Genomic DNA, 26963 nt, shown 5'->3' with positions numbered 1-26963 from the left:
GGAGGCTAAAATCTTTAAACTGTATGCCCCAGCGCTTCACCCATATTCACCAAAGAATTGGCCTTGAATGCGGCATCCCACTGCATTTTATTTTCTTCAAATAAAATCACTGCAGTTGAACCGAGGTAGAAACGCCCCAGCTCCGCCCCTTTTTCCAGGAACAGATCATGCTGATTAAGTTCGATTCGTCCTGAAGGCTTCACTTTGCCAGTTGCCACGGTTTCAATACCCGCCACAATCATCGCGCCGACCAATACCACCGCCATACGGCCGATTTCAGTATCAAACAGGCAGACCATACGTTCGTTGCGTGCAAACAGGCCTGGAATGTTTTCTGCGGTCACCTGGTTTACCGAGAACAGCTCGCCTGGAACATATAGCGTTTCAGTTAATGTTCCGGCAAATGGCATATGCACCCGATGATAATCACGTGGCGACAAATATACGGTCGCGAATTCACCATTTTTGAATGGCTCAGCCAGTTGCGGATCAGCAATCAGGGCTTCAACGGTAAATTTCTGGCCTTTGGCCTGAAACACATCGCCATTTTCAATTTTACCCAGCTGGGAAATCGCACCATCTGCAGGCGAAACAATGCTCGTAGCATCTGGATCAACTGCACGGATACCTTCTTTTAGGGCACGGGTAAAAAATTCATTAAATGATTTGAATTTCAGGGCATTGGCCTGTTCAGCAATCGACATATCAATACCATACTGCGCCTTAAAGGCAGTAATTGCAGCAGTTTTGATAATCGGGTTTTCGCTGGCGGCAATTTTACCCACCACCCGAGACAAGCGATGTTGCGGTACTAATCGTTGAGCTTTAATAAAAAACTGTTGTTTTAAACGTGATGTGATGCTCAAGATGGCAGCTCCCCTGTAGCGATTGGACTATCGAGGCGGTTGCCCCATTCACTCCACGCACCATCATAGGCTCGAATTTTCCAGCCCAGTAAACGACCCAGAATATAGGCCAAACCTGAGCGGTGATGGGACTGGCAGTACACCACAACGGGTTGATTCAAATCAAAGCCCAGTTGTTCCAGACGCTGCTGAGTACGTGGTAAAGGCTGTAATTTTAAATGATTTTCACGATTAAGGGCAGTACTCCATTCAAAATGACGTGCTCCCGGAATGTGACCGCCGCGTCGAGCCGCTAAACGTAGGCCGGTATATTCATCTTGTGTACGGCAATCCCAAATTTGAACCTTTTGATTTTCAACCTGTTGGCGCAGTTCATCATAGCCAATCTGAAAATTCGCCTGATGCTCAAGATTGACCTGCAACACGTTCTTCACTGGTGCAAACTGTTCCTGACTGGAAGAAGTCGGCAAGCCTGCACCGAGCCAGGCATGAATCCCGCCATTCAACAGACTGGTATTTTCAAAACCCAGACAATGTAGGTTCCAGAGCAAACGCCCTGCCCATGCCCCGCCCTCATCATCATAAGCCACCACATGATGCTCAGGAGAAATATTCAGATAATCAATGAGAGCCTGCAAGCCTTCCGCGTCCGGCAACAGTCCCATCGCCGTTTCTTCCTGACGCACCAGAAGTTTAGGCTTTAAATGCAAGGCGTGCGGAATATGCAGCTGCTCATACACAGAGGCACGGCTCAGGTCGACAATACGAAGTTTTTCATGGCCCAAATAGGGAACTAAATCTTCTGCCTCAATCAGCAGGCAAAAATTAAAAGCTGCAGCGGTCATCGTTATCATGGCTATTATTGGTCAAATCCTGTCGATCTTAGCACAGCTGGTTTTTAGACTTATGCGCTTTCTTTGCAGATGATTAGCAAGATTTTAGCTAAACCCTGGTCTTAAATACTCTTGCATAAAAAAACCGCATCTGCATAGACACGGTTCTTTAAAACTATGAATTGTTCAAACTGACTTAGGCAGGTTCATTGATCTCAAAAACCTGACGTAAATAGGCCAGGAAGGTATCATTATCGGTCATGGTCTTGCCCGGGCTGTCCGAGATTTTGGCCACTGACTGACGGTTACATTCCACCAGTTTCAGCACAATATTGAGTGGGGTTTGTCCCATATCATTGGTCAAATTGGTGCCAATCCCGAAACTGACCTGAAAACGGTCTTTAAAGTACTGGTGCAATTTCCAGGCTTTTTCCAGATTCAGGCCATCACTAAAAGTCAGCATCTTGGTTTTACTGTCAATTTTCAGCTTTTTATAATGCGCATAGGCCTTATCACCCCATTCATAGGGATCGCCACTGTCATGACGCAAGCCATCAAACAGCTTGGCAAAGTACAGGTCAAAGTCGCGCAGGAACGCATCCATACCGACTACATCGGTCAAGGCAATACCCAAGTCACCACGATATTCCTGTACCCAGCTTTCCAGTGCAGATTTCTGGAAATTACGTAAACGTACGTCCAGCGCCTGAAAAGCTTGCAGGAATTCATGCGCCATGGTACCAATCGGGGTAATGCCCAGCTCTTTGGCTAACAGTACATTACTGGTCCCACGGAACACATGCGGTGCGGCTTTGTGAAATTCTTCGACCACATGCTTTTGCCAATCGAAACTGTAACGGCGACGCGTACCAAAATCTGACACCAAGAATGGTGGATCATTGGGGTTTTGCGCAGCGTCATACTGTTTTAACAGCTCGATTTTGGCTTTTAAACGGCGCTCGCCTTCTGCCAATACTTCAGGCGTGCGAATGCGGCTGAAATACAGTTCATTGACAATAGCGAGAACGAATATCTCAAACATCATCGCCTGAACCATCGGGCCTTCCACCACAATATCCAGACGGCCTTGACTGTCGATACTGGCCTTGATGAAACGGCGCTTGAGCTGGAACAGTTCCAGATAATCGACAAAGTCGCTTTTGATAAAACGTAAGCTTCTTAAATATTGCAGTTCATCTTCTTTGAATTTGAGCTGACACAGCAGGTCCAGTTGATGATTCAGGTCATCCAGAATATCCGTCAGTGGATAGACTGTATCTTCCAGATTACGACAACGGAAATGGTAGACACTATGCGTTTGCGGAAACTTGTGTAAGACCACTTGTAACATGGTGAATTTGTACAAGTCAGTATCTAACAGAGAATGGATAATTGGAGCCATAACTAAGGGAATATCGCTGTGCTTATCTCTGCATTAAAGCATAAAAAGTCGTGCAATAATGCAGGATTTACGTACAGCTGGCTGTATTTGCGACAAAAGTATCAGAAGCATAACCCGGTTTATTTCTGTGATTTGAACTGAGCTTTTTCCTGTTCCTGAATCAGTTTCTGCAACTGTTTTTCCTGACCAATGACCTTAGCAAATTCGGCTGTGGTCTTTTGTCCGTTTTTTTGCACCTGGGCATCACAATCCACCTGACGCAACTGCTTGGCAATCGCAAATTCCATCTTGAATAAAGCCCCCATCAAGGCCGTATTGCCTCGATTGTCTCGAGCACAGCGGTCGGCACCATGTTTAAGCAAACTGCTGACTATCGTTTGATGGCCATAATACGTTGCCATCATCAGTGGCGTATAACCGTCTTTATTGCGTACATCGACCGGAAAGCCATGTTTTAAAAATTCGTTGATAACTTCGCTATTGCCAATTTTGGCGGCAGCAAAGAACAGGTCGACCAGTTCCTGTTGTGAGTTCATCTGAATATTGTCCACGCTTTTAGCGGGGGAGATCTCCTTCGCGACAGTCACGTTTGCGAATGCGGAACCTATCGTGAGAATACTGGCTAAAAACATAGATGACATAACTTTCATGATGAACTCCAGCAGAAATCGAAGGGGAATTTAAGTCTTGAAAGACTGAATTATCCTGAGATGAGATAAAAAACGGAGTGCCTGTAAAACTCCCCCTAGGGTGCAGGAAAGGTTTGGAGTATTACAGGACTTTTTGGAGGTGATGCGCTATGCCCTAGTCACCAGTTCCTCAAGACCAATCGGGATTAGTCTTTTAATTTTGCAGCTTTGGCTTTAACAGTCGCCAGGTTACCGTTTACCGCCTTGGTCATACGTGTACCGTAGTCCGCATCTGCCTTATAGAAGTAAGACAACATGATGTGCTTGGTTTCTGAATCTTTCACTGCGCCTAAATCAGCAGCAAGGTTCATGATCAGGTCATCTTTTTCTTTAGCCGAGTATGAACGGTACAGCTCACCTGCCTGCTTGAAGTTCTGCTCTTTCACGCCAATTTGCTGTACATGACCAGATAATGGTGTTTGTACCGCACGTGCTTTTTCAGTGGCAGCTTTTGGCTCTTTACGGCTTGGCTCATAGTTCACATCCGAGTCACGCTCAGAGATATTCATGTAGCCATCCTGATTATTGTTGTTCACATTTACCACTGGACGGTTCACCGGAATTTGCTGGTGATTCGCGCCTAAACGGTACATTTGGGTATCTGAGTAAGAGAAGATACGGCCTTGTAGCAGACGGTCTTCTGATGGCTCGATGCCCGGAACCAGGTTACCTGGCGCAAATGCAGACTGTTCAGTCTCATTGAAGAAGTTCTTCGGCATACGGTTCAGGGTCAAAGTACCGACTTTGGTTTCTGGTACCAGCTCAGTTGGCCAGATTTTGGTTGGATCTAACGGATCAAAATCAAAGCTGTTTAGATCTTTAGGATCAATCACCTGAATATATAGATCCCATTTCGGGAAATTACCCGCATAGATGTTGTTATATAGATCATTGGTCAAGTGGTTGAAATCTTTACCCTGCTGTTCAGCCGCTTCTTTCACGTTCAGGCCTTTCACGCCCTGTTTAGAGCGGAAGTTGAATTTCACGTACTTGTATTCGCCTTTGTCGTTATACAGTTTGTAAGCGTGAACACCAAAACCGTCCTGTTCACGATAGCTAGTTGGAACACCTTGCTTGCCATACACATAAGTCAGCATGTTGGTTGCCCATGGCTGGCTCGACAGGAAGTCAAACACACGGTTAGCATCTTGGACATTCGTTACTGGGCTTGGCTTCATGGCATGAATGAAGTCCGGGAACTTGATTGCATCACGGATAAAGAATACCGGTGTCTGGTTACCGACCAAGTCCCAGTTACCTTCTTGAGTGTAGAATTTCAATGCAAAACCGTGTGGGTCACGTAGAGTTTCTGGTGAACCTTTACCATGAATTACGGTAGAGAAACGTAGGAAAACTGGAGTTTTAGTCCCCGCTTTGAACAATGAAGCGAGGGTAAGATCAGATAGATCTTTGGTCGCAACGAATTCACCATATGCCCCTGTACCACGCGCATGTACGACACGCTCAGGAATACGCTCACGACCAAAACGTTGTAATTTTTGTACCAGTTGAACGTCCTGAAGGAGTACTGAACCATTTGGACCCGCAGTGATCGAGTTCTGGTTATCACCGACTGGTGCGCCATTGTCTTTAGTTAAAGGAGCAGCTTGTGCAGCTGTGACAGTTGCAATCATTGCAACCAGTAATGAACGCTTAAACATTTCTAAATCTCTCAATTTATTACCTTTCCTGCATGGGCTAAGATACGCCAACACAATAAATAGATAAAACAGATTATTTTTATTAATTCAATCGCTTTAATGGATTTAAAAAAATTAATCAATTGATTTTCAGATATTTAAAGTTCATAAAAACAGCATCTCATACTGCTCCAGATTTTATTTTTGCTACAATCACGTCCATCTATCATTAGCAGTCCATATGTAAAATGCGTGCCTTATTACAAAGAGTTTTAGAAGCTAAAGTCGTGGTCGAGGGTGAAACCACTGGGGAAATTGAAAAAGGAATTCTGGTTTTTCTAGGTTTAGGTAAAGATGACAATCTGGAAAAAGGCAAAAAGCTGATTGATAAGATATTGAAATACCGTTTCTTTGATGATGAACAGGGTAAAATGGGCTGGAACGTTGCCCAGGCCGACGGTGGTTTATTGCTGGTTTCACAATTTACCTTGATGGCACAGACCCACAAGGGTTTACGTCCAGACTTTGGCCCCGCTATGCCGCCTGCCGAGGCTAAAGCACTTTATGAGCAGCTGGTAGAATATGCCCAAAGCCAGTTTGAACATGTGCAAACCGGTATTTTTGCCGCCGACATGAAAGTGCATCTGGTCAATGATGGGCCGGTGACGTTTAATCTGGAAGTTGAATGATTCAGTAAAAAAGCCCTCGAATTGAGGACTTTTTCTTTTAAAAAATCTTTCATCCTTTCACCCCTCTTTGTGTTTCTCCCAAAGGGAGAAAGAAAAGGTTGGATGAAAGATTTTTAACTTATTTACCAGTTTTTTCTTTAATAAACTGACGTACCATTTTCACTTTTTCTTTGACTGGCTTTGGCAGTTTTGGTGGAATCATTTTTGCCACCTGGTTAAACCAAACCAGCAGGCCAAAGTCGCCTTCCATTTTAATGGTGCCACTTTGCATGCCGGTCATAAATGCCGTCGGGTCACCTTTGACCAAGGTCTTCACACCCTGCTCACTGTCAGCAAACTGCAACACAAAATCAGCTTTTTCAGCATCACCAGAAACGGTATCAATATGACCGTTATCCACAATAATCTGACGTGCCATACCTTCATCCGTACCAATCTGGATACGGAATTGACGCCCATGTACCAGTTCAATGAATTTTGGGCTGGTACGTGCCAACTGCTTCATACGTAAAGCTAAACCTGCGACCAGTAAGTCCAGCGGATCTGTACTCATATCAATAAGAGGAAGTTTTAACACAGGAATGGACGACAGTTTCATGGAGGATGCCTATTCTAATTGTACGAAAATTGACAAATATCCTAGCATAGTTCTGGGCTAGGTGGATTATGCAGTTTGTATCATATTTCCAAACTGAAAAATGCACCCGTGGGTGCATTTTTTTCATTACAACTTGTAGAATTAACGGCTTGAAAGCTGCTGCTGGTCGTCTTCATACACTGGCGTATGTTCGATGCAACGGCGTTTTGCCAAAGCACGCTCAGCACGACGATCTTCACGCAACAACAGGCCAGTCACCACCATCATGACCGCAGTTAACGCGCTCAGATAACTATACGTCATTGGTAGCTCAAACCAAGTTTGAGTTCCTACACGAATCACCTCGATCAGGCCCCATACCAGCATCCCGGCCGCCATAAAGCTTAACCAGCGACGATAAGGCGAGAAGAACACAGCAAGCACAGCTACAGCGACTAAACTGAAGCCCACAATCGTTGCTAAATTCGCTGTTACCATATAACCCCCTCCATCCAGATAGATAGTTTCCGCTTGATATTGCAACGCTTCTATCTATTGAATTTCGTTAAATCAATAAAATGGAATCTGTTGATTTGTATCTCTATGCCTGCATTATGCTGAGTTTTTTGCATAAAAAAAGTCCTGTCATCCAGCCTAACGACATACTTTGTCGCGATATTATATTGTCATTACATTTTTTGCTTTTCACATTTTTGTGGATCAACGACTGCGCCAATGTTGGCGTGTCATTACAAAATTATCAGTAGTTTTTTTAAGTGAAAAAATTATTTTTCCGTTTAAGATGATCGATGTTTTTGTAGCCATATTTCAGCTATTCCTTATATCACTCACCTCATAAGCAATAAAAAACGCGACCCAAAGGTCGCGTTTAAAATCAATCAAAGCCTGTACTTATGCACGGTTCAGGTCTTTATCATGTACGCCGAGTAGATAAAGCACACCGTCCAGACCGACGCTAGAAATCGCCTGATTGGCATTTTGGCGTACCAAAGGTTTGGCACGGAAAGCCACACCGAGTCCTGCAATGGATAACATTGGTAAGTCATTGGCGCCATCACCAACTGCAATGGTTTGTTCCAGGGAAATTCCCATTTCTTGGGCGATTTCACCAAGCAAGAGTGCTTTGCGTACGCCATCGACGATATGGCCTTTGACTTCACCGGTAACTATACCATCCTGCACATCGAGCGCGTTGGCATGCACTTCATCAATATCCAGTTTAGTTTGCAGATATTCCGCAAAATACTGAAAACCGCCAGAAAGAATTGCGGTACGGTAACCCAATGCTTTTAAAGTCGAAATCAGGCGTTCAGCCCCTTCGGTAATGGTCAGGCGCTCGGCAATTTTTGGAAGTACTGAAGCATCCATCCCTTTCAATAAAGCGACACGGGCACGGAAGCTTTGCTGGAAGTCTAGCTCGCCTTGCATGGCACGTTCGGTAATTTCTGCGACCTGCTCACCGACGCCGGCTTCAATTGCCAGTTCGTCAATGACTTCCTGCTCGATCAGGGTCGAGTCCATATCAAAGCAAACCAGACGACGGTTACGGCGATAAGCATTATCTTCCTGCACCGCAACATCGACATTCAGTTCATTCGACAGGCTGAGACAGGCCGCACGCATGGCGGCTGCATCCAGCATCTGTCCACTTAAACCAAACTGGACACAAGCACGTTTTGGCCCGCTGCTCTGGCCATCTAAAACAGGGCGACCAGACAGGCGGGTCACAGTTTCAATATTAAAGCCTTGTCCCGAGACAATCTGGGTCACGGCTTGCAGATGAGAGGCATTTAACTCAGGGGCCAATGCCGTTACGATATAACGTGTGCGTCCACCCTCTTTGACCCACTGATCATATTCAGTCGCAGAGATCGGTTTAAAGCGCACAGTTAACCCGATATCATGTGCTAGAATCAGGATCTCCTTCATGGCTAATGCTGTCGCTATCTGGTCTTCAGAGGCGACAACAATACCTAAGGTTAACTGATTATGAATAACCGCTTGCCCTACATCTAAAATCTGTAAGGAATGGGCGGACAAAACCTGCATTAATCGTGTAAATTGATTAGGCTGGTCAGGTCCTAAGAATGATATAAGAATGATTTCTCGCATGAATTGACTCGGGTCTGAGCTACAACTATTGTTAGAATCATAATCGAAATTGAACAGAATTGCCTTGGAAGTTTACGTTGAATGCGCCTAGACAAGGGCTATTTGCTAGCCTATTGATTGTAAGTTTTGCTCTGCATACCTTTTTACTGGTATTGGCAACCACTCACCAACTGAATGAAAACCGTGCCAATCAGGGACAGCTGATCACCAGTCAACTGGTGACAGACAGCCTGTCTGAGCTTGAACCGCCCAACCGCGTTTCTCTGGCGTTGCTGGCAAATCGTTATGCCACCAATCCCAGTGTAGCTTCCATCCGGATTCTGGATGCAAAAGCTCAAGTTTTAGCCACTGGCGGACTGACCAAAACTCGCGAGGGTGAAGTTTTTGTCCGTGATGCGCTGCAAAACGAGAAAAAAGTCGGTGTGATTGAAATCACCCTGATTGAGCCAAGTATTGGTGAAATTTTGCGCACGCAATGGCTGGCGATTCTGTTCTCTTTCATCATTCATGGTCTGCTCTGGGTCGCTTATCGTGCCGTGGCACGTCCAAGTCGGACTGAATATCTGGCGCGCATCAATAATGAATCACGGTTGAAATTCGAAATTCAGAACCTGACTCAGGCATTGGAACAGGAAAAGCATAATGCGGCACTGGCGATTGCCCAAGCCCAACAGGCAGTGAAAAATAAAGCCAAAGAAAAAGAACATAAGCCTGCGGTACTTGAGAGCGATAGCCTGAGCTTAAACATCCAGTTCTACGATCCAAAACAATTACTGGATAGCGTGAATAAAACCGTTTCAGTGCCTTATTTCAATCTCTGCCAGATTTTCCTGAATAAAGCCACCGAACTCTGTGTGCAACGCTATAAATTGAATAGTTCTGATATTTGTACCGTACATAAATTTGATGAAAAAGGTGCCACCATTAGTATCGCGGCAGACAAACCGAATGCCCTGGCCTGCCTGACCATGATCAGTGCCGTGTTCCAGCTGCTTTCGGAAGTGCTGTATAAACGCTATCGTGAAGAAAAACGTTTTGTGCTACAAACCCGCAGCGCGATTGCTTCTAAAGTCGAGGAGATGCAGCTCAGCTCGGTACAGGCCGCTGAGCGCCTGACTCAGCATCTGGTCGCGAAAGAAAGTGCCTTACATGTACCGAACACCTTGCTGAAAGATGTGAGTGATCACTTCCAGCTGGTCAGCATGCCGAATCCAACCAATGTCCTGACCCGTCATGCTTTTGTGGTGAATGGGATGGATGCTGAAAGCGCCGAGCTGGCACAGACTTTTAGAACTGAAATTCTAAAATCCAAACAGTCCAAAGCCTCATAAATATCCTTGAATGTTTTAATTAAAAAAGCCGGATCCAACATCCGGCTTTTTTATGGGTACAAAACAAATACGCCAGTGTGTCTTGGCCTATCTCTTAAATTTTTAACTGTTTTTGTTCCAGCAGATATTGCTGGGCATTATAAGGCTGGGCCGGATCCTGACAGGGAACTTTATGCCACTGACCCTCGGCATCTAACTCCCATGCATTGTGACAATCTTTTAAATAGCTGATCAGGCCATCTTTATAAATCCGTTTTTTCAGCTCTGGATCCAGCACCGGGAAACAGGTTTCCACCCGGGAAAACAGGTTACGACCCATCCAGTCGGCACTGGCACAATACAGTTTCTTGGCACCGCCATGTTCAAAATAATAAACCCGGGTATGTTCCAGGAAACGTCCTACGATTGAACGGACCTGGATATTTTCAGACATACCGGTAACTTGTGGAATCAGACAGCAGATTGAACGCACAATCAGGTCAATTTTTACCCCAGCCTGCGAAGCCTGATACAGGGCAGCAATCAATTGCGGTTCGGTAAGTGCATTCACTTTGATAATGATATGTGCGGCTCTGTCGGCCAGGGCAAATGCCTTTTCCTGATCAATCAGTTTCAGCAGTTCGCTATGCAGGGTAAACGGTGCATGCAGCAAGGCTTTCAGTTTGGCCATTTTCCCCATGCCGGTCAGTTCCTGGAACATGCGGTGCACATCTTCACAGATATCCGGCTGTGTGGTCATCAGGCCATAATCGGTGTACATGCGGGCATTCCCGGCATGATAGTTTCCAGTGCCCAAATGTGCATAACGCAGTAATTCCTGGTTTTCACGCCGGACAATCAGAATCATTTTGGCATGGGTCTTATAACCGACGATGCCATAGACCACCACTGCCCCGGCTTCTTGCAGGATATTGGCCACCATAATATTGGATTCTTCATCGAAACGCGCCCGCAGTTCAATCACGGCTGTGACTTCCTTGCCATTCCGTGCGGCTTCTGCCAGCACCTGAACAATTTCCGAATCCGGACCACTGCGGTACAGCGTCTGCTTGATCGCCAGCACCGCCGGATCCTTGGCCGCTTCGCGCAGTAAAGTAATCACCGGCTGGAATGAATCAAAAGGATGATGCAGCAGCACATCCTGTGCCTTTAAAATTTCAAAAATGCTTTTCTGTTTACGGAAAATTTTCGGAATGACCGGACTAAAATGCGGATACTTTAATTCTGGACGCTCAAAGCTGGTACTCAGACGGGACAAATTGATCGGTCCATCTATCCGGTACAGCTCCTGTTCCGTTAGATCAAATTCATCTAGCAAATAGTCGATGATGTTCTGTGGAGAGTCATTTTCAATTTCCAGACGTACCGCACGACCAAAACGGCGCGAACACAGTTCGTCTTTTAAGGCTACGGCCAGATCGTCAACATCTTCCGACAGTACCAAATCGGCATTGCGGGTGACCCGAAAGGCATAACATCCGGTCGCTTTCATGCCCGGGAACAAATCACTAATATGCTGCTGGATGATTGCAGTCAGAAAAATCTGGGTGGTATTGTTTCCAGTGACGTCTTCCGGAATTTTAATCAGGCAGGGTAAGGAACGTGGTGCCGGCACAATCGCCATCTCGATTTCACGGCCAAAGGCATCTTTACCTTCCAAGCTGATAATAAAGTTCAGACTTTTATTCACCAAACGTGGAAAAGGATGTGAAGGATCCAGACTGATCGGGGTCAGTACCGGTTGTACTTCTTTGGCAAAAAAGGCCGCGATCCAGGCCTTGTGTTTTTCCAGAAGATCCTGGTATTTAAGAAACTGAATCCCCTGCGCCTGGAGTTCAGGCAAAATTGCATGATTCAGAACCTCATACTGTTTGTTCACTGTGGCATGAATGGACTGGGACAGTTCTTGTAGAATCAGCTCGGTGGGTACAGCATCAGGCGTCCGGGTAGTCGCATTCAGGTCTTGCTGTTTCATCAGCCCGGCAATCCTGATTTCAAAAAACTCATCCAGATTACGGGAAAAAATAATCAGGAAGTTTAAGCGCTCTAAAATCGGTAAATTCGGATCAAGTGCTTGTGCCAAGACACGACGCTGAAATTCAAATAAGGAAAGTTCCCGATTAAAATAGGTCGCTGACGAATGCTGAAATTGTTCCATGCCCTCTCAATGCTGCTGATTACAGTCTGTTGTTTCACATCATTGAGGGGCGATCTTAGGCAGACTTCATGACACTTATGTTACAAAGTTCGATAAATCCATATAAATTAATATTTTAATTTTTAAAATTATAAAAAATCATCCTCTGGCTTGTTGCGCGCTGTCATCAAACTGCAATTAGGTGTCTGTTTTTTCAGTTTGTCTGGCAGCCCAATAAGTGGCTAAAGCTGGCCCTGAAATATTATGCCACAGGCTAAAAATGGCGCTTGGCAAAGCTGTCATTGGAGATGCAACAAAATGGGTTGCCGCCAAAGCCACACCCAGACCAGAATTCTGCATACCGACTTCAATGGATACTGCACGACAGTCTATTTCTGCCAAGTGAAATATACGACTGGCCCAATAACCCAGTAAATAGCCCATACCATTGTGTAAGGCCACGATTCCTAAAATCATTAACCCAGACTCCAGAATCTGGGCTTTACTGCCGGCAATAATCGCCGCGACAATTGCCACAATCGCAATCACAGAAATCAACGGCATGACCTGAATATAGGCCGTGACTTTTTGCTTGAGTAGCGCCCGTACGATTAAGCCCAGAATAATTGGGAATAACACCACCTGTAAGATCGACACCAGCATCGACCAGGCATTGATCTCAATCCACTGACTGGCCAACACATAGAAAATGGCCGGAGTTAAAATGGGCGCCAGTAAAGTCGAAACCGAGGTACAGGCGACCGACAAGGCAGTATTGCCCTTGGCCATATAGGTAATCACATTGGATGCAGTTCCGCCCGGACAGCAACCCACCAAGATTACCCCGATGGCAATCTCTGGTGGCAGCTGGAACAGCTTGCACAGCAAAAAGGCCAAACCCGGCATCACCATAAACTGGGCCACCACACCAATCGCTACTGCCTTCGGACTTTGCAGGACACTTTTAAAATCGCCTACCGTCATGGTCATCCCCATGCCAAACATGATGATGCCTAACATCCAGGGAATATAAGCTCTTAACCAGACAAAAGCTTCAGGGATCATCAAGGCAATGCCGGAAAAAAGTACGACCCATAAAGCAAAGGTTTTTTGGACAAATTGGCTAAACTGGAGCAAGGCTGACATGGGTTTCATCCAGGTGACATTAAGGGAGAAAAAGCAAGATAAAACAGGCACCCGTTGATGCCTGAATTTTTATATTCAAATATAAATAAGATCAAAGGTATATTAAGTTCTATCCCTATCCAGCTTTAAGCGGCTTGAACAATATCTTTGACATAGATACGTTTTACGCCATGCGACAGCATATCCTGCCAGGCATGTTGCAAGGAACCATTCAGGTCAATGCCCTTGGTGGCATCGGCAATCACATAGGTTTTAAAGCCCAGTTTGCAGGCATCGATTGCAGTCCAGGCCACACAAAAGTCCGTGGCAATCCCGACCACAAATACGGTATCAATCCCACGCTCACGCAGATAGCCAGCAAGACCTGTCGTGGTTTTCTGGTCGGCTTCCATAAAGGCCGAGTAACTGTCGATCTGGGAATGAAAACCCTTGCGAATGATGAGCTGTGCTTGTGGTAAATTTAAATCCGGATGCAGTTCGGCATCGCGTGTCCCTTGCACACAATGCTTTGGCCATAAAACCTGAGTGCCATAATCCAGCTGAATACTGTCATAGGCTGCTTTGCTGGGATGGTTGTCTGCAAAAGAAATATGGTTGTCCGGATGCCAGTCTTGGGTCAGGATAATATGCTTGAAATGCTGCCCCAATAAATTGATATTTGGAATAATCTGGTCAGCATTGGCTACAGCCAGATTGCCTCCGGGAGTAAATCCTCTTTGTACGTCTACGACCAGTAAAGCGACATTATTCTGCATCTGTTTTCATCCATTGAAATCTCAATTTATGCCCAAGCATAGCGCAAAATGTCCCAGGATTTTTAGCCCTGCTGCTAAAAATGGTATGACTGCGTATTCTCAGCATGCGCATATGAGCAGATCAATAGATTCATCTTTTTTGAAAAATATGGGATAAATTCTGGGCTGGTATAGGCCGGGATCACTGCAAAAAAAATAAGTTTTAAGATAAAGTGATGAATCTTTCTAATAATAAAATAGTGTATTAAATTCTGAAAATAAAAAAGCCTGCAAAAGCAGGCTTTTTTAAATCTTTGAGCATTACACTTTGGTGCGATTCACCAGAAACAGCATACATAATGCAGAGATGATGATACATGGGATCGCAGCGCTAATGACTCCCGCAGCACCAAAACCTGCTGTCAATAACTGACCGGCAATGACTGGACCCAGCATGGCACCGATACGGCCAACTGCAGATGCAACACCAACACCAGTACCACGCACTTCAGTCGGATACACGATACTACCGAAGGCATACAGTACGCCCTGACAGCCAATCACGAAGGCACCGGCCAATGCGGCTGCCATATACATCTGGTTCAGCGAGCTTGCCCCATTCAGCGCCAGTAGACCTGCCAAAATACCACCGTACATCAACAGGATCACATAGGCTTTCTTCCAGCGGTCGGTCAGCATACCCAGAATAATCGTACCAATCGTCGCTGTCACCATGAAGTAGAACTGTGCGGTTGAACCATCCTTACGTGTGAAACCAAGTTCCATAAACAATGATGGCAACCAGCTCAACATGATGTAAACCACCATCAAGGTAAAGAAGTAGCTCACCCAGATACATAGCGTACGTAACAGGTTGTCCGAATTAAACAGGTCCTTGAATGAACCCTGCGGTGCAACAGCAAGCTCTGCAGCCGTTTTATTATGTGCTTTCAGGTATTCCTTCGATTCAGGCAAAAATAGCATCATCAGCGGAATGGCAAAAATCGGTAACAGGCCACCGAGATAGAAAAAATTTTTCCAGTTGGCGCCAAATTCAGTCGCCGCAATTAAAGATAAAATTGCTGCACCAACTGGCATGCCACAGTACATCAAGCCCACTGCACGACCACGATTTTGTGGAGACACAGCTTCAGAGGCGAGTGTGATCAGAATCGGCATTGCGCCGCCCAGACCTGCTCCAGCCAGGAAACGCACTGCCAGCAAGCTGTTAAAGCTATTGACCCAAACCGTACATAAGGTAAATACAGCAAATATTGCTGTTGACCAGATCAAGACTTTCTTACGGCCAATGCGGTCCGCAAATCGACCACCAACCAGTGCACCCGGTAATAAACCCAGAATCCCTGCACTAAAAAACACACCCAACTGGGAACTATCGAGACCAAAATGCTCACGAATACCTGCAGCAGCAATTCCGGCTGCCTGAATATCTAAGCCTTCAATCACCGCAATCAGAAAACAGATCGCGACCGTGACGATAGCATGCTTATTGTCTGATTTTTCCATTGGATTATCCTTGTTCAATCAGCGTTACAAAAGACAGCCATCATCTATGAGCCTGATTGCAGAAATAACTATCAATAAGTTGAACGTTTTGCTTGGATATTCCATAAGGAGCTGAAGTAGATGAATTGAAGATGCTGACTGATAAAGTCGCAAAAACACTTAATCAGAACATCATAAAGTTCAAGACTTAGAGTTTAAAGCTTATACATCAAGTTAAAAAATTAACCGATAAGAAAAAAACCTTTCAATTTATTGATATTTAAAAGAGATTAGTCTTAGTCGTTTTTGGCTTTATTTGTTTTGGTACGAGAATACGATCAAGATGTACGAGATCTCAATTTATCCAATATAACTATTAATTAAAAATCAAAAGGCATAAAAAGCGCAGTTTTCAGCTGATTTTTTTGCACAAGCCTTATCATTATTGGGTTCATTTGGGGCAATATCCTCCTTTGTCTAGACTGAAGACATAACTTTGGTCTCAGGATTTTGCTTTATAAATCATCTTATTTATTACTTGATTGTTTCCAAAAGGCTTTGTATAAAGAATTCAGTAGCTTTTACTAAAGCATATTGTTCTTATGCGTTTGATCAGTCATAATTTGCATAAGCAATATTCAATTCAATGCAAATCTATTGAATTTGCTATAAATCAAAATACAAATCCATCCCAATTTATGTTTTCTCATTCCTTTCGGATGGACAAATAGGATAGTTTTTTAAAATGACTCAGCAAGCACAGACCATTCAAGGTTCCATAGTCGCAATCGTCACCCCTATGTTTGAAGATGGCAGCGTAGATTGGAAGGGTCTCGAGAAGCTGGTTGAATGGCATATTGCAGAGGGCACCAACAGTATTGTTGCCGTTGGAACGACAGGCGAAGCCTCTACTCTCAGCATGAGTGAACACACCCAGGTGATCAAAGAAATCATTCGTGTGGCCAACAAACGTATTCCTATTATTGCCGGCACAGGTGCGAACTCGACCCGTGAAGCGATCGAACTGACCCGCGAAGCCAAAGAGCTGGGGGCAGATGCCGCTTTACTGGTAACGCCATATTACAATAAACCGACTCAGGAAGGCTTATACCAACATTATAAAGCGATTGCTGAAGCTGTTGATCTTCCTCAAATTCTTTATAATGTTCCGGGCCGTACCGGTGTGGATATGGCCAATGAAACCGTGATTCGTCTGGCGGATATTCCACAAATTATCGGTATTAAAGATGCGACTGGCGATGTACCGCGCGGTGCTGAATTGCTACAAGGCCTTGTAGGCAAAGATATGACTGTTTATTCGGGTGATGATGCGACTGCATATCAACTGATCGGACATGGCGCCAAAGGTAATATCTCAGTCACGGCAAACGTGGCTCCGAAAGCCATGAGCGAAGTGTGTGCCGCTGCCATTGCTGGTGATGCAGCCACAGCTGAACAGCTAAATGCTCAGGTTGCAAATTTACACAATATTTTATTTTGCGAATCGAACCCAATTCCTGTGAAATGGGCACTCCATGACATGGGCTTAATTGGTACAGGTATTCGCCTTCCATTAACACCACTTGCAGAACAATATCGCGCTCCACTTCATGAAGCACTGGTCGAAGCGGGCGTTATTAAATAAAAGAGCACAAGATTATGCAATTACGTTTAGGACTTAGCCTTACACTTTCAGTATTCAGTTTGGCAGGTTGTAGTTCAATGGCCTTTAATAACGGCACTTTAGACTATAAAGAGACTACTACCCTGGAAGCTTTACAATATCCTGAAGGCGCCATGGTTCGTCCTGCAACGCCATTGTATCCTGCTCCAACAGTTGATCCGCTTGCAATTGAACATGCACCGAAGCTTGAAAACCAGCGTGGCAACCGTTTTGCCTTGCCACGCCCACAAGCCCAGACTGAAAACTCAAATACAGCTGATCTAACCGAAACCAATACGGTGGGTCAACCACAGTTGGTCACTGACGGAAATCTTAATCCGCTGCTTAAAATTGAGGGAAATTCTGCTACAATTTGGCAATATACACTTGCCACCCTCAGCAGTCTGAATCATAGCATCGTTGCGCAGAGCAAAAATCGTTATGAAGTCACGATTAAAGTCGACCAGCAGACCTATGTATTAAGATTATCTTCTGTCGGTTCAAGTAATAACCTCGCTGTGTTCAATGCCGATAACAGTTTTGCCGACCGTGAAAAAGCCGCAGAACTGCTCAACCAGATTTACCAAAATTGGCCAGCCTAGACATTTCTAGGCATTTTTTTTGTAAAAGGTTCCCTCATGTTAAAACAAACCTTGCTCTATACTGGTAAAGCGAAATCTGTCTACACCACAGACAGTTCAGACCATCTGATTTTAGTCTTTCGCGATGATGCCTCAGCATTCAATGGCGAAAAAATTGAGCAACTAGATCGTAAAGGCAAGGTGAACAACCGTTTTAACGCCTTCATCATGGAAAAACTGGCAGAAGCGGGAATTGAGACCCACTTTGAAAAGCTACTGACTCCAAATGAAGTGCTGGTGAAAAAACTGGATATGATCCCGGTTGAATGTGTGATCCGTAACTATGCAGCAGGTTCTTTATGCCGCCGCCTGGGTGTGGAAGAAGGCAAGGAACTGACTCCTCCAACATTTGAATTGTTCTTTAAAGATGATGCGCTTGGCGATCCAATGGTCAATGAGTCACAAGCCATTGCTTTAGGTTGGGCGACTGCTGAACAATTGGCGAAAATGAAAGAATTGACTTACCAAGTGAATGACGTGCTTAAAGCATTGTTTGACGCAGGTAACATGATTCTGGTCGATTTTAAACTTGAATTCGGCGTGTTCCACGACCGTATCGTACTGGGTGATGAATTCTCTCCAGACGGTTGCCGTCTATGGGACAAAGACACCAAGAAAAAACTGGATAAAGACCGTTTCCGTCAAGGTTTAGGCGGCGTGGTTGAAGCCTATGAAGAAGTGGCTGGCCGTTTAGGTATCGACCTGGACAACATCTAATCTGTAAATGCGCAGATTCGAAAAAACCGAGCTTTTTAGCTCGGTTTTTTATTTTCGGCTTTTAATCGGAAAAATAAATTTTTATTATTAAAATGATCGTTTTTACATCAAAAACCACATGCATTAATATTATCTCATACCAGGCAAATCAGTGAGTCGATGCACTTCACTCCATATTTGCCGACCAGATTTCTCCTCTACCCTCTAGGATGTTATCTCCCTCAAAAAAACATCCTACTTTCAGCCCAATTCGCCTTGAATTGGGCTTTTTTTTCTTTGTTCAATCGGTTGAGATACCCAGCTTTATTGCTGCTGTTGTTGCTGTTGCCAACGGCGTTGCTGTAAACGCTCCCCTTCAACTTCACGTTTATTACGTGCTGATTCATACAGTTTGGTATCTTTCAGTTCTGGCGGCATATATTCTTGTAGCACAAAATGCTCAGGATAGTTATGCGGATACAGATAATCCACGCCATAGCCCTGCTCTTTCATCAGCTTGGTTGGTGCATTTCTTAAATGCAAAGGCACTGGCAAATTTGAAGTTTTATCTGCGAGTTCCATCGCCTTGTTAATCGCCAGATAAGTACTGTTACTTTTAGCACTGGTCGCCAGATAAACCGCACATTGTCCTAGGATAATCCGACATTCCGGCATTCCTACCGCCTGTACCGAACGGAAACATTCACCAGCCAACAGCAAGGCATTTGGATTAGAGTTGCCGATATCTTCGGATGCGGCAATCAGCATACGGCGTGCAATAAATACCGGGTCTTCGCCGCCTTTGAGCATGCGTGCCATCCAGTACAGGGCTGCATCCGGATCACTGCCGCGAATCGACTTGATAAAGGCCGAGACCAGATCATAGTGCTGCTCACCGGACTTGTCATAACGGGCGATATTCTGCTGTGCGACTTTTACCACGACCGCATTGGTGATGATATTTTCCATATCCGCTTCAAAGGTACTAGCAATCAGATCCAGCAAATTCAGTGCCTTGCGGGCATCTCCTGCTGCGAACTGGATCAGGGCATCAAATTCTTCAATCAGGATATGTCTTTCCTGCAAGAAAGAGTCATTTTGCAAGGCTTGTGTCAACAAAGTCTGAATCGATTCAGCGCTCAATGCATTCAGGCTATACACCTGACAACGTGACAATAAGGCACTATTCACTTCAAAAGACGGGTTTTCCGTGGTAGCACCAATTAAGGTAATTTTCCCTTTCTCGACCGCATTTAATAAAGCATCCTGCTGGGATTTATTAAAGCGATGAATTTCGTCAATAAACACCACTGGCGTCAGCAAATCGCCACCTTCTGCAATGATTTCACGCAGCTCTTTCACGCCGGTATTCAGTGCAGACAGGCTGATAAAAGGCCGGTCTACCGCTTGAGCCAGCAGTAAGGCAATGGTGGTTTTTCCGACTCCGGGAGGTCCCCAGAAAATGATCGAAGGTAGATGCCCCTGATCAATCATCTGGCGTAAGGGCGCCTGCTCACCCAGCAAATGTTCCTGCCCGATAATCTGTGTAAGGTCGCGTGGCCGTAAGCGTTCTGGAAGCGGGATATGACTATCTGACATGTTATTATTGGCTCAAACTAAATTCTGATCTCATTCTAACACCAGCAGTTTTGATTCCAAGAATGCAAACATCAAGCATAAAAAATTAATTTATGGAGATATCCTCTATTTTTTTAATTCTGAATGAATTAATCTCTATAAAAGCGAATAATTTGAACATGATTAATTGTGAATTAATTACAGTGTAATTTTCATATTGTTTATTCTAATTAAAAGAAACTTATCTCGCCCCTTGGGCACTTTGGGGTTGTAGTGGTGAATGCATGAAGCATGATAAATTTGAACATGGAGCTGTGAGTCGGTCTAAGCCACTGACGTCATCATCACTGATTGCACCCCACGTTCACTTGTCTGAATCGGTTTTATTAAAAAATCTGATCGATGCCTTACCGCAACCCTTGTGGGTCAGCAACAAAAAACATCTGCAATATTTTAACGATGCCTTGACTGATTATCTTGGCGTGAACCTGAATGAACAGGGTCATCCACAATGGCAGAGTTTTATCCATGCCGAGGACTTGCAGCTATTTTTAGCGCAGTGGCATGCTGCGCTGGATCATCATCAGAATTTTGAAACCCAGTGCCGGATTAAACGCAGTGATACCCATTATCGCATGTGTACCCTAGCGGTAAAATTTCATCATGAACCTGAACATTTGCTGCAATGGGCCGTTTCCCTGACCGATGTGCATGATTATTTTGAAATCCAGCAGCAACTTTCTCAGATTGTTTCAACCCAGGAAAACATGCTGGATGCCAGCGCAGACTGCATTAACATTATCAGCCCTGAAGGCGAGATTCGACATAGCAACCAGTCTGGCTGTCTGGCACAAGCAAGTGAGACCGCAGGACAAAATCAAGACCGTTCATTGTGCTGGTTAAATCGCTTAACCCCTGAAGCCCGAAAATCCGGGCAGCGTGCTTTAAAACAGGCGGCCCAAGGCTTAAACAGCCGTTTTTCCAGCAAAGTCCAGATCGAAGATCAACCGATCCAATATTGGGATCATCTGCTGACGCCAATTCTGGATCAGCAGAATATTACCCAAAATATCCTCTGTGTATCACGCAATATCAGTCAGCAAAAAATTGCAGAAACCCGTTTAAAAGAAGTGATTAAACGCGATGAATTGACTGGCCTGTATAATCGCAGTACCTTCTATAAAACCTTTAAACAGGTACTGTTAAAAGCCAAACAGCAACAGACCATGGCAGGTTTACTGCTGATTGATCTGGACTATTTCCGGCATATTAATGACACCTTGGGCCATATTGCTGGCGATCATCTGTTACATGTCTTAGGCAAACGCTTCCAGACCTGTTTTGGTCCGAATACCATCATCGCCCGTTTGGGTGGTGATGAATTTGCCGTACTGGTGAAAAATCTGGAAAGTGAAGAGCAACTGCTGGCAACGGCGCAAATGGCCTATGCCCAGCTGGATCAGCCCATCAATTATGTCGGCAATAGCATCAGCAGTGCCATGAGTATAGGCTGTGCCATCTATCCACGTGATGCCTTAAATACCTCGAATCTGCTGAAGTGTGCCGATATCGCCTTAAATGACCTGAAAAATAGTGGTCGTGGTGGCATCCGCATGTTTAATCAGGAAATGTGCGGGTCATTGGAAAATATGACCAAGCAGCTGACTCTGGCACGCAAGATTATTCTCGCCGATCAGATCATTCCCTATTACCAGCCTAAGGTCCGTCTTTCTGATGGTGCAGTGATCGGTTTTGAAGCGCTATTACGCTGGCAAGATCAGAATCAGAACATTCAGTTACCTTCCGAAATTTTTGGTGCCTTTCAGGACTATGAGCTGGCCTCACGCATCAGTGAGACCATGCAGCTAAAAGTCTTTGCAGATATGAGCCGCTGGCAGGCACAAGGTCTGGATCTGTTACCGATTTCCATCAATGCTGCACCGGTCGAATTCCTGCGCGATGATTATGCCGAAAAACTGTTGGCACGCCTGTCCAACTTTGATGTTCCGGCCCATAAAGTTGAACTGGAAATTACCGAGCAGAGCCTGTCCGAACATGGCGCCAATTATGTAGTTCGCGCCCTGAACCTGCTGAAACAGGCCGGAATCCAGATTTCACTAGATGACTTTGGCACTGGACATTCTTCGCTGACCCGCTTGCAGGACTATCCGGTCGATTGCATCAAGATTGACCGCAACTTTGTAGAACGCATGAACAGTGACCCGTCCGCCTTGGCCATTGTCAAAGCCATTACCCAGATTGGCTCTAGTATTGCACTGGATATTCTAGTGGAAGGGATCGAGAATACAGAACAGCTGGACACCCTGATCCATTGTGACTGTCAGATTGGACAGGGATTTTATTTCTATCGTCCGATGGCCGGTGCTTCGGCCCAGGCCCTACTCCATCCGGCAGATCAATAAACGAATCACGTAGGCAGATTTAACGCACCCAGCGTACGATATAGTCTTCGATGTCATCTTCATGAATATCGCTTTCAGTCAGGCAGCGCCCTGCTGCCGACTTGCGTGCCTGAATCACACTTTCCCGTGAACCGCTAATCAGATAATGCCAAGATGGCAGGCTTTTACCCTGCTCTACCCGACGATAGGCACAACTCGAAGGCAACCAGTGAATCGTTTCCAGCTTCTCTGGCGTGAGCTGAATACAGTCCGGCACATATTGCAGGCGATCCTGATAATTGGAACAACGCGCAGTGCTACAATCCAGCAGTTTGCAAGCCACTTTGGTATATGCGACTTCCTGAGTATCTTCATCTTCCAGTTTAATCAGACAACATAATCCACAACCATCACACAAGGCCTCCCACTCGACTTGCGTCAGTTCAGCAAGTGAATAGTTTTTCCAGAATTCGGGACGTAAAGTATCGCTCATGATCGGGCCGGAATATTCAAAAATCAGCTGATTATAACAGCCAGAACCCTGCAGACCTACTGTCTCAAATTTTTATTGTTATCACGTAAACTATTGTTAAATCAGAGACAGTTCATCAACACAACACTAACAGTCGCTGGAATCGTTTATTTCTATACTAAATTTGAAAATAAAAACACATGGAGAATATATATGTTTCGCTGGGCTATTATTTTTGCTGTTATTGCATTAATTGCGAGTCTACTTGGTTTCGGTGGCGTCGCAGGCTTGTCTAAGGATTTTGCGATTATCTTGTTGGTAATTGCGGTGATTCTTGCGATCGTTGGTTTTCTTTCGCGCGGCAAGGTCTAGATTTACGCTAGACCTTTTCAAAGCAAGTGTTAGCTTTCAAAAAAAACAAGAGCCTTCTGGCTCTTGTTTTTTTTATGGGTATTTTAATGCTCTGTTTTGATCAAAAATACTTCTTTTAAGATGAACTTAAGGCTTTAAATGACGTGGTCTAAAACCTGCCACCAGCAAGGCTGCAACATACGCTACCACACCGACAACACATAAGATCAATACTTCTACCACACGCATCCATTGTGATACATCTGCGTTATACCAACTCAGGGCATAGGCCAGAGCTGCAATCATCACCACATTGGCAAACATGAATTGCAGGAAGATTTTTTTCCAGTGCGCCCCAAAACGGAAAATATCACGCTTATGCAGATAATAATAAAGCAGACCAGCATTGACCATCGCTGAACCTGTCGAGGCCAGCGCAAGGGCCATATGCTCCGCTTCCCAGTCAATCAGCTTGAAGAAACCGATAAAGATCACGTTCAGAATCGCATTGGCCGCCACAGCCATCAGACCGACACGCACCGGGGTTCTGGTATCTTGCTTTGCATAAAAACCGGGAGCAAAGACTTTAATCAACATAAAGGCAATCACACCACCGCTCATACATTGCAGTGCCAAAGCCGTCATCTGGGTATCTTCAAAGGTGAACTGGCCACGTTCAAACAGGGCCTGAATGATCGGGGTCGACAGCATAAACAGTGCAATACTGGCGGGTAGGCCTGCCATCACAATCACTTTGGCTGCCCAGTCCATCATGCCACGGAATTTTTCCGGATTTTGCTCAGTATGCCGTGCCGATAACGACGGCAAAATCACGGTACCAATTGCAACACCGATCAGACCCAGCGGCAATTCGGTCATACGCTCGGCACTATACAGCCAGGACACCGAACCATCCTGCATGAATGAAGCCCAAATGGTATTTAACAATAGATTAATTTGCGTGACAGATACACCAAATAATGCCGGTAGCATCAACTTCATGATGCGATCAACGCCTTCGTGCTTGAAGTCAATTTTCGGTGGAATCAGTAGGTTTTTACGCCATAATTCAGGAATCTGGATCGCCAGCTGTAAAATACCGGCAATGATCACTGCCCAGCCCAGCGCCATAATCGGCTCAGCCATATAAGGCGTAAGCCAGAGTGCTCCTGCAATCATCGCCACATTCAGCAAGACCGGTGCAAATGCCGGGGTACTGAAAGAGCCATAACTGTTCAGAATACTGCTGGCAAAAGCCGTCAGTGACATGAACAGCAAATAAGGAATGGTCAGGCGGAACATGTCGGTCGCCAGAGCGAATTTTTCAGGGTCGCTATGGAAACCGGGCGCATAGATATACATAATCAATGGCGCAGCAATGATCGCAACCATGGTTAAAGTCGTCATCACCGTCGCCAGACAGCCAAACACCCGGCTGATCAGGATCTGGACTTCGGTATGCGTGCGACTGGTTTTATATTCGGTCAGTACCGGAATAAACGCTTGTGAAAATGCGCCTTCGGCAAATAAACGCCTGAAAAAGTTTGGAATACGAAATGCGACTACGAAGGTATCGAAGTCTTTACCAGCACCAAAGACATTCAGTAAAACAATATCTCGAACCAATCCCAGTACGCGTGACAACATGGTCATCGCACTGACAATGACGGTCGAACGCCAAAGCGCCATCCTATTCACCTAATGTATAAATTTGTGGCTATTGTAATGAAACTTTTGTCAGAAGTTCATTGCTTAATTTCATCGCTCAAGCGAGCTTGAGGTATTTTTATAATGCTGTAACTGTGTACGAAAATCAGCCCAGTTAAAATACGGCCCTGGATCAGTCTTACGGCCCGGTGCAATATCCGAATGTCCGGCAATATGCTGCTGAATCTTAGAATAATGCTGTTGAAGACAGGCCGTGACTTTCACCAAGGCCTGATATTGTTCAGCTGCAAAAGGCAAGTCATCACTGCCTTCCAGCTCGATCCCGATCGAATAATCGTTACATTCTTTTTTGCCCAAATAGGTCGAGCGGCCGGCATGCCAGGCACGATCATTAAAATTGACAAATTGCAGCACTTCGCCAGACCGTAAAATCAGCAAATGGGTCGACACCTGCATTCCTTCAATGGTTTGAAAATAAGGATGTACGGACCAGTCCAGCTGATTCTGAAAAAACTGTTCAATATAACCACCGCCAAACTGTGAAGGTGGCAGGCTGATATTGTGAATCACCAGCAATTGAATCTCGGTCTGTTCTGGCCGCTGATTAAAATTGGGAGACGGGATTTGACGTGCACCGATTAGTTGCCCGTCCTTGACCTGAAACTCAGCTGACTGTTGCATAAAACCGTTCTCCCCAAAAATAAAATCTGCAAGATCAGCATTGCAGCCGGCTTCATGCTAAAACTTTCAAGGACAAATCTCAATTCATCCCGGCAAACTGGATGAAAAATCGCTCATCTTTTATGTAACGGTGCTAAGATAAGGCGCAATTTTCACGGCTTAAAAAAGATACGGAAATACTCATGCGCATATCTCAAGCTTTGCTAGACCAGTCCATTCAGATCAATATTCAACAGGCACTTTCTGAAGATATCGGTGACGGTGATATTACCGCCCTGCTGACTCCTGAAGATGAACAGGCCACTGCCACTATCATTAGCCGTGAAGACATGGTTTTGGCCGGCCAGCCTTGGGTAAATGCCTTGATTCAGGCCTATGATCCCAGTATTGAAGTGACCTGGCTGAAAAATGATGGTGATCACGTTCAAGCCAATCAAGCCTTTTTAAAACTGGCCGGATCTGCACGTAGCCTACTCACCGTGGAGCGCCCTGCGCTAAACTTTGTCCAGACGCTGTCTGCGGTTGCGACTAAAACCGCCCACTATGTCAAAGAGCTGCAAGGTTTAAACACCAAATTATTAGATACTCGTAAAACGCTTCCGGGTCTGCGTATCGCACAAAAATATGCCGTGGCCATTGGCGGTGGCCAGAATCACCGTTTGGGCCTGTTTGATGCCTTCTTGATTAAAGAAAATCATATTATGGCAGCGGGTGGCATTGCGCAGGCGATTGCCAAGGCCCATCAAATTGCACCGGGTAAGCCTGTCGAAGTTGAAGTCGAAACCTGGGATGAGCTGAATCAGGCACTCGAAGCCCATGCTGATATTGTGATGCTGGATAATTTCAGTCAGCAGCAGATGATCGACGCGGTGCAACATGTGGCCGGTCGCTGCAAACTGGAAGCCTCAGGTAATATCACCATTGATAATTTACGTGAAGTCGCGAGTACCGGAGTAGATTATATTTCCATGGGCGTGCTGACCAAAGATCTCAAAGCCATTGATCTGTCGATGCGTTTCAATGCTTAAGCCTAGATGGGATAGATGACCGTAGAGGGTGCGAAGCACCCTTTTTTTATTTTTAGAAATTTTTTTTGCGTATATTTTGCTCAATTTTCTATTTTAGACC

At 45.2% G+C, this 26963-nt stretch carries 24 protein-coding genes; 8 read left to right on the top strand and 16 right to left on the bottom strand.

Annotated features, from left to right (window positions below; translation table 11 throughout):
• Positions 1–14 precede the first annotated feature (14 nt).
• The 5 genes from asd to F894_RS01555 all read right to left on the bottom strand — a co-directional run bounded on the left by asd (position 15) and on the right by F894_RS01555 (position 5451).
• On the bottom strand, positions 15–866 hold the full coding sequence (gene asd / locus F894_RS01575) for an archaetidylserine decarboxylase (protein ID WP_004729088.1): 852 nt from the start codon (positions 864–866) through the stop codon (positions 15–17).
• On the bottom strand, positions 863–1711 hold the full coding sequence (locus F894_RS01570) for a sulfurtransferase (RefSeq protein ID WP_005245640.1): 849 nt from the start codon (positions 1709–1711) through the stop codon (positions 863–865). Before F894_RS01570 ends, asd begins: the two co-directional genes overlap by 4 nt.
• A 184-nt stretch (positions 1712–1895) precedes the next feature.
• Positions 1896–3101 (bottom strand): nicotinate phosphoribosyltransferase, encoded by a 1206-nt coding sequence (pncB, locus tag F894_RS01565; protein ID WP_004281262.1) that lies wholly within the window; start codon positions 3099–3101, stop codon positions 1896–1898.
• Positions 3102–3220: 119 nt separating this feature from the next.
• On the bottom strand, positions 3221–3751 hold the full coding sequence (locus F894_RS01560) for an ankyrin repeat domain-containing protein (RefSeq protein ID WP_005245639.1): 531 nt from the start codon (positions 3749–3751) through the stop codon (positions 3221–3223).
• A gap of 185 nt (positions 3752–3936) precedes the next feature.
• Positions 3937–5451: a catalase gene (locus F894_RS01555; protein WP_005094943.1), complete on the bottom strand. Its 1515-nt coding sequence runs from the start codon at positions 5449–5451 to the stop codon at positions 3937–3939.
• 227 nt (positions 5452–5678) lie between these two features.
• Here F894_RS01555 and dtd point away from each other — a divergent pair, with 227 nt between their 5' ends.
• Entirely contained in the window at positions 5679–6119 is a 441-nt protein-coding gene (gene dtd / locus F894_RS01550; RefSeq protein WP_005245638.1) for a D-aminoacyl-tRNA deacylase, read from the top strand.
• A 118-nt stretch (positions 6120–6237) separates the two neighbouring features.
• Here dtd and F894_RS01545 read toward each other — a convergent pair whose 3' ends face one another.
• The 3 genes from F894_RS01545 to serB all read right to left on the bottom strand — a co-directional run bounded on the left by F894_RS01545 (position 6238) and on the right by serB (position 8829).
• Positions 6238–6717 (bottom strand): SCP2 sterol-binding domain-containing protein, encoded by a 480-nt coding sequence (locus F894_RS01545; protein WP_004647189.1) that lies wholly within the window; start codon positions 6715–6717, stop codon positions 6238–6240.
• A gap of 141 nt (positions 6718–6858) precedes the next feature.
• Positions 6859–7194 (bottom strand): ciprofloxacin tolerance protein AciT, encoded by a 336-nt coding sequence (aciT, locus tag F894_RS01540; RefSeq protein ID WP_004647188.1) that lies wholly within the window; start codon positions 7192–7194, stop codon positions 6859–6861.
• Between the two features lie 414 nt (positions 7195–7608).
• Entirely contained in the window at positions 7609–8829 is a 1221-nt protein-coding gene (gene serB / locus F894_RS01535; protein WP_005245635.1) for a phosphoserine phosphatase SerB, read from the bottom strand.
• A gap of 77 nt (positions 8830–8906) precedes the next feature.
• Here serB and F894_RS01530 point away from each other — a divergent pair, with 77 nt between their 5' ends.
• Entirely contained in the window at positions 8907–10160 is a 1254-nt protein-coding gene (locus F894_RS01530; protein ID WP_005245633.1) for a hypothetical protein, read from the top strand.
• 94 nt (positions 10161–10254) lie between these two features.
• Here the strand turns inward: F894_RS01530 and ppk1 are convergent, their stop codons facing one another.
• From ppk1 to mhpT, 4 genes are all read right to left on the bottom strand, one after another.
• Positions 10255–12318: a polyphosphate kinase 1 gene (ppk1, locus tag F894_RS01525; RefSeq protein WP_005245631.1), complete on the bottom strand. Its 2064-nt coding sequence runs from the start codon at positions 12316–12318 to the stop codon at positions 10255–10257.
• Positions 12319–12495: 177 nt separating this feature from the next.
• Positions 12496–13443 carry a bile acid:sodium symporter family protein gene (locus F894_RS01520; protein WP_005245628.1) on the bottom strand — a complete coding sequence of 316 codons (948 nt, stop codon included), beginning with the start codon at positions 13441–13443 and terminating at the stop codon, positions 12496–12498.
• A 125-nt stretch (positions 13444–13568) separates the two neighbouring features.
• Positions 13569–14198: a bifunctional nicotinamidase/pyrazinamidase gene (gene pncA / locus F894_RS01515; RefSeq protein WP_005245625.1), complete on the bottom strand. Its 630-nt coding sequence runs from the start codon at positions 14196–14198 to the stop codon at positions 13569–13571.
• A 300-nt stretch (positions 14199–14498) separates the two neighbouring features.
• Positions 14499–15704 (bottom strand): 3-(3-hydroxy-phenyl)propionate transporter MhpT, encoded by a 1206-nt coding sequence (gene mhpT / locus F894_RS01510; protein WP_005245620.1) that lies wholly within the window; start codon positions 15702–15704, stop codon positions 14499–14501.
• Positions 15705–16428: 724 nt separating this feature from the next.
• On the opposite strand from mhpT, the gene dapA reads away from it, so the two are divergent.
• From dapA to purC, 3 genes are read left to right on the top strand one after another with little or no spacing between them, the layout of a single operon-like run.
• On the top strand, positions 16429–17328 hold the full coding sequence (gene dapA / locus F894_RS01505) for a 4-hydroxy-tetrahydrodipicolinate synthase (RefSeq protein ID WP_004281249.1): 900 nt from the start codon (positions 16429–16431) through the stop codon (positions 17326–17328).
• 14 nt (positions 17329–17342) lie between these two features.
• Positions 17343–17948 (top strand): hypothetical protein, encoded by a 606-nt coding sequence (locus F894_RS01500; RefSeq protein WP_004647178.1) that lies wholly within the window; start codon positions 17343–17345, stop codon positions 17946–17948.
• Between the two features lie 36 nt (positions 17949–17984).
• The gene (purC, locus tag F894_RS01495; protein WP_005245619.1) at positions 17985–18704 is read left to right on the top strand and encodes a phosphoribosylaminoimidazolesuccinocarboxamide synthase; all 720 of its coding nucleotides are present in this window, start codon (positions 17985–17987) and stop codon (positions 18702–18704) included.
• Positions 18705–19007: 303 nt separating this feature from the next.
• Here purC and F894_RS01490 read toward each other — a convergent pair whose 3' ends face one another.
• Positions 19008–20282 carry a replication-associated recombination protein A gene (locus F894_RS01490; RefSeq protein WP_004281246.1) on the bottom strand — a complete coding sequence of 425 codons (1275 nt, stop codon included), beginning with the start codon at positions 20280–20282 and terminating at the stop codon, positions 19008–19010.
• 263 nt (positions 20283–20545) lie between these two features.
• On the opposite strand from F894_RS01490, the gene F894_RS01485 reads away from it, so the two are divergent.
• Positions 20546–22684, top strand: a complete 2139-nt coding sequence (locus F894_RS01485) for a putative bifunctional diguanylate cyclase/phosphodiesterase (protein WP_005245616.1) — start codon at positions 20546–20548, stop codon at positions 22682–22684.
• 19 nt (positions 22685–22703) lie between these two features.
• Here the strand turns inward: F894_RS01485 and F894_RS01480 are convergent, their stop codons facing one another.
• Positions 22704–23156, bottom strand: coding sequence for a YcgN family cysteine cluster protein (locus F894_RS01480; RefSeq protein WP_005245615.1), 453 nt, complete (start codon positions 23154–23156; stop codon positions 22704–22706).
• Between the two features lie 192 nt (positions 23157–23348).
• Here F894_RS01480 and F894_RS14820 point away from each other — a divergent pair, with 192 nt between their 5' ends.
• A complete protein-coding gene (locus tag F894_RS14820) occupies positions 23349–23507 on the top strand; it encodes a DUF1328 domain-containing protein (RefSeq protein WP_004647174.1) in 159 nt (52 codons plus the stop codon).
• A gap of 126 nt (positions 23508–23633) precedes the next feature.
• Here the strand turns inward: F894_RS14820 and murJ are convergent, their stop codons facing one another.
• Positions 23634–25184, bottom strand: a complete 1551-nt coding sequence (gene murJ / locus F894_RS01470; protein ID WP_171065010.1) for a murein biosynthesis integral membrane protein MurJ — start codon at positions 25182–25184, stop codon at positions 23634–23636.
• Positions 25185–25244: 60 nt separating this feature from the next.
• On the bottom strand, positions 25245–25835 hold the full coding sequence (ampD, locus tag F894_RS01465; protein WP_005245613.1) for a 1,6-anhydro-N-acetylmuramyl-L-alanine amidase AmpD: 591 nt from the start codon (positions 25833–25835) through the stop codon (positions 25245–25247).
• 182 nt (positions 25836–26017) lie between these two features.
• Between ampD and nadC the strand changes: the two genes are divergently transcribed.
• The gene (nadC, locus tag F894_RS01460) at positions 26018–26863 is read left to right on the top strand and encodes a carboxylating nicotinate-nucleotide diphosphorylase (protein ID WP_005245612.1); all 846 of its coding nucleotides are present in this window, start codon (positions 26018–26020) and stop codon (positions 26861–26863) included.
• Positions 26864–26963: the final 100 nt, after the last annotated feature.

The organism is Acinetobacter sp. CIP 51.11 (assembly GCF_000369665.1).
GTDB lineage: Bacteria > Pseudomonadota > Gammaproteobacteria > Pseudomonadales > Moraxellaceae > Acinetobacter > Acinetobacter lwoffii_S.
This window is presented reverse-complemented; position numbering and strand designations above follow the sequence as displayed.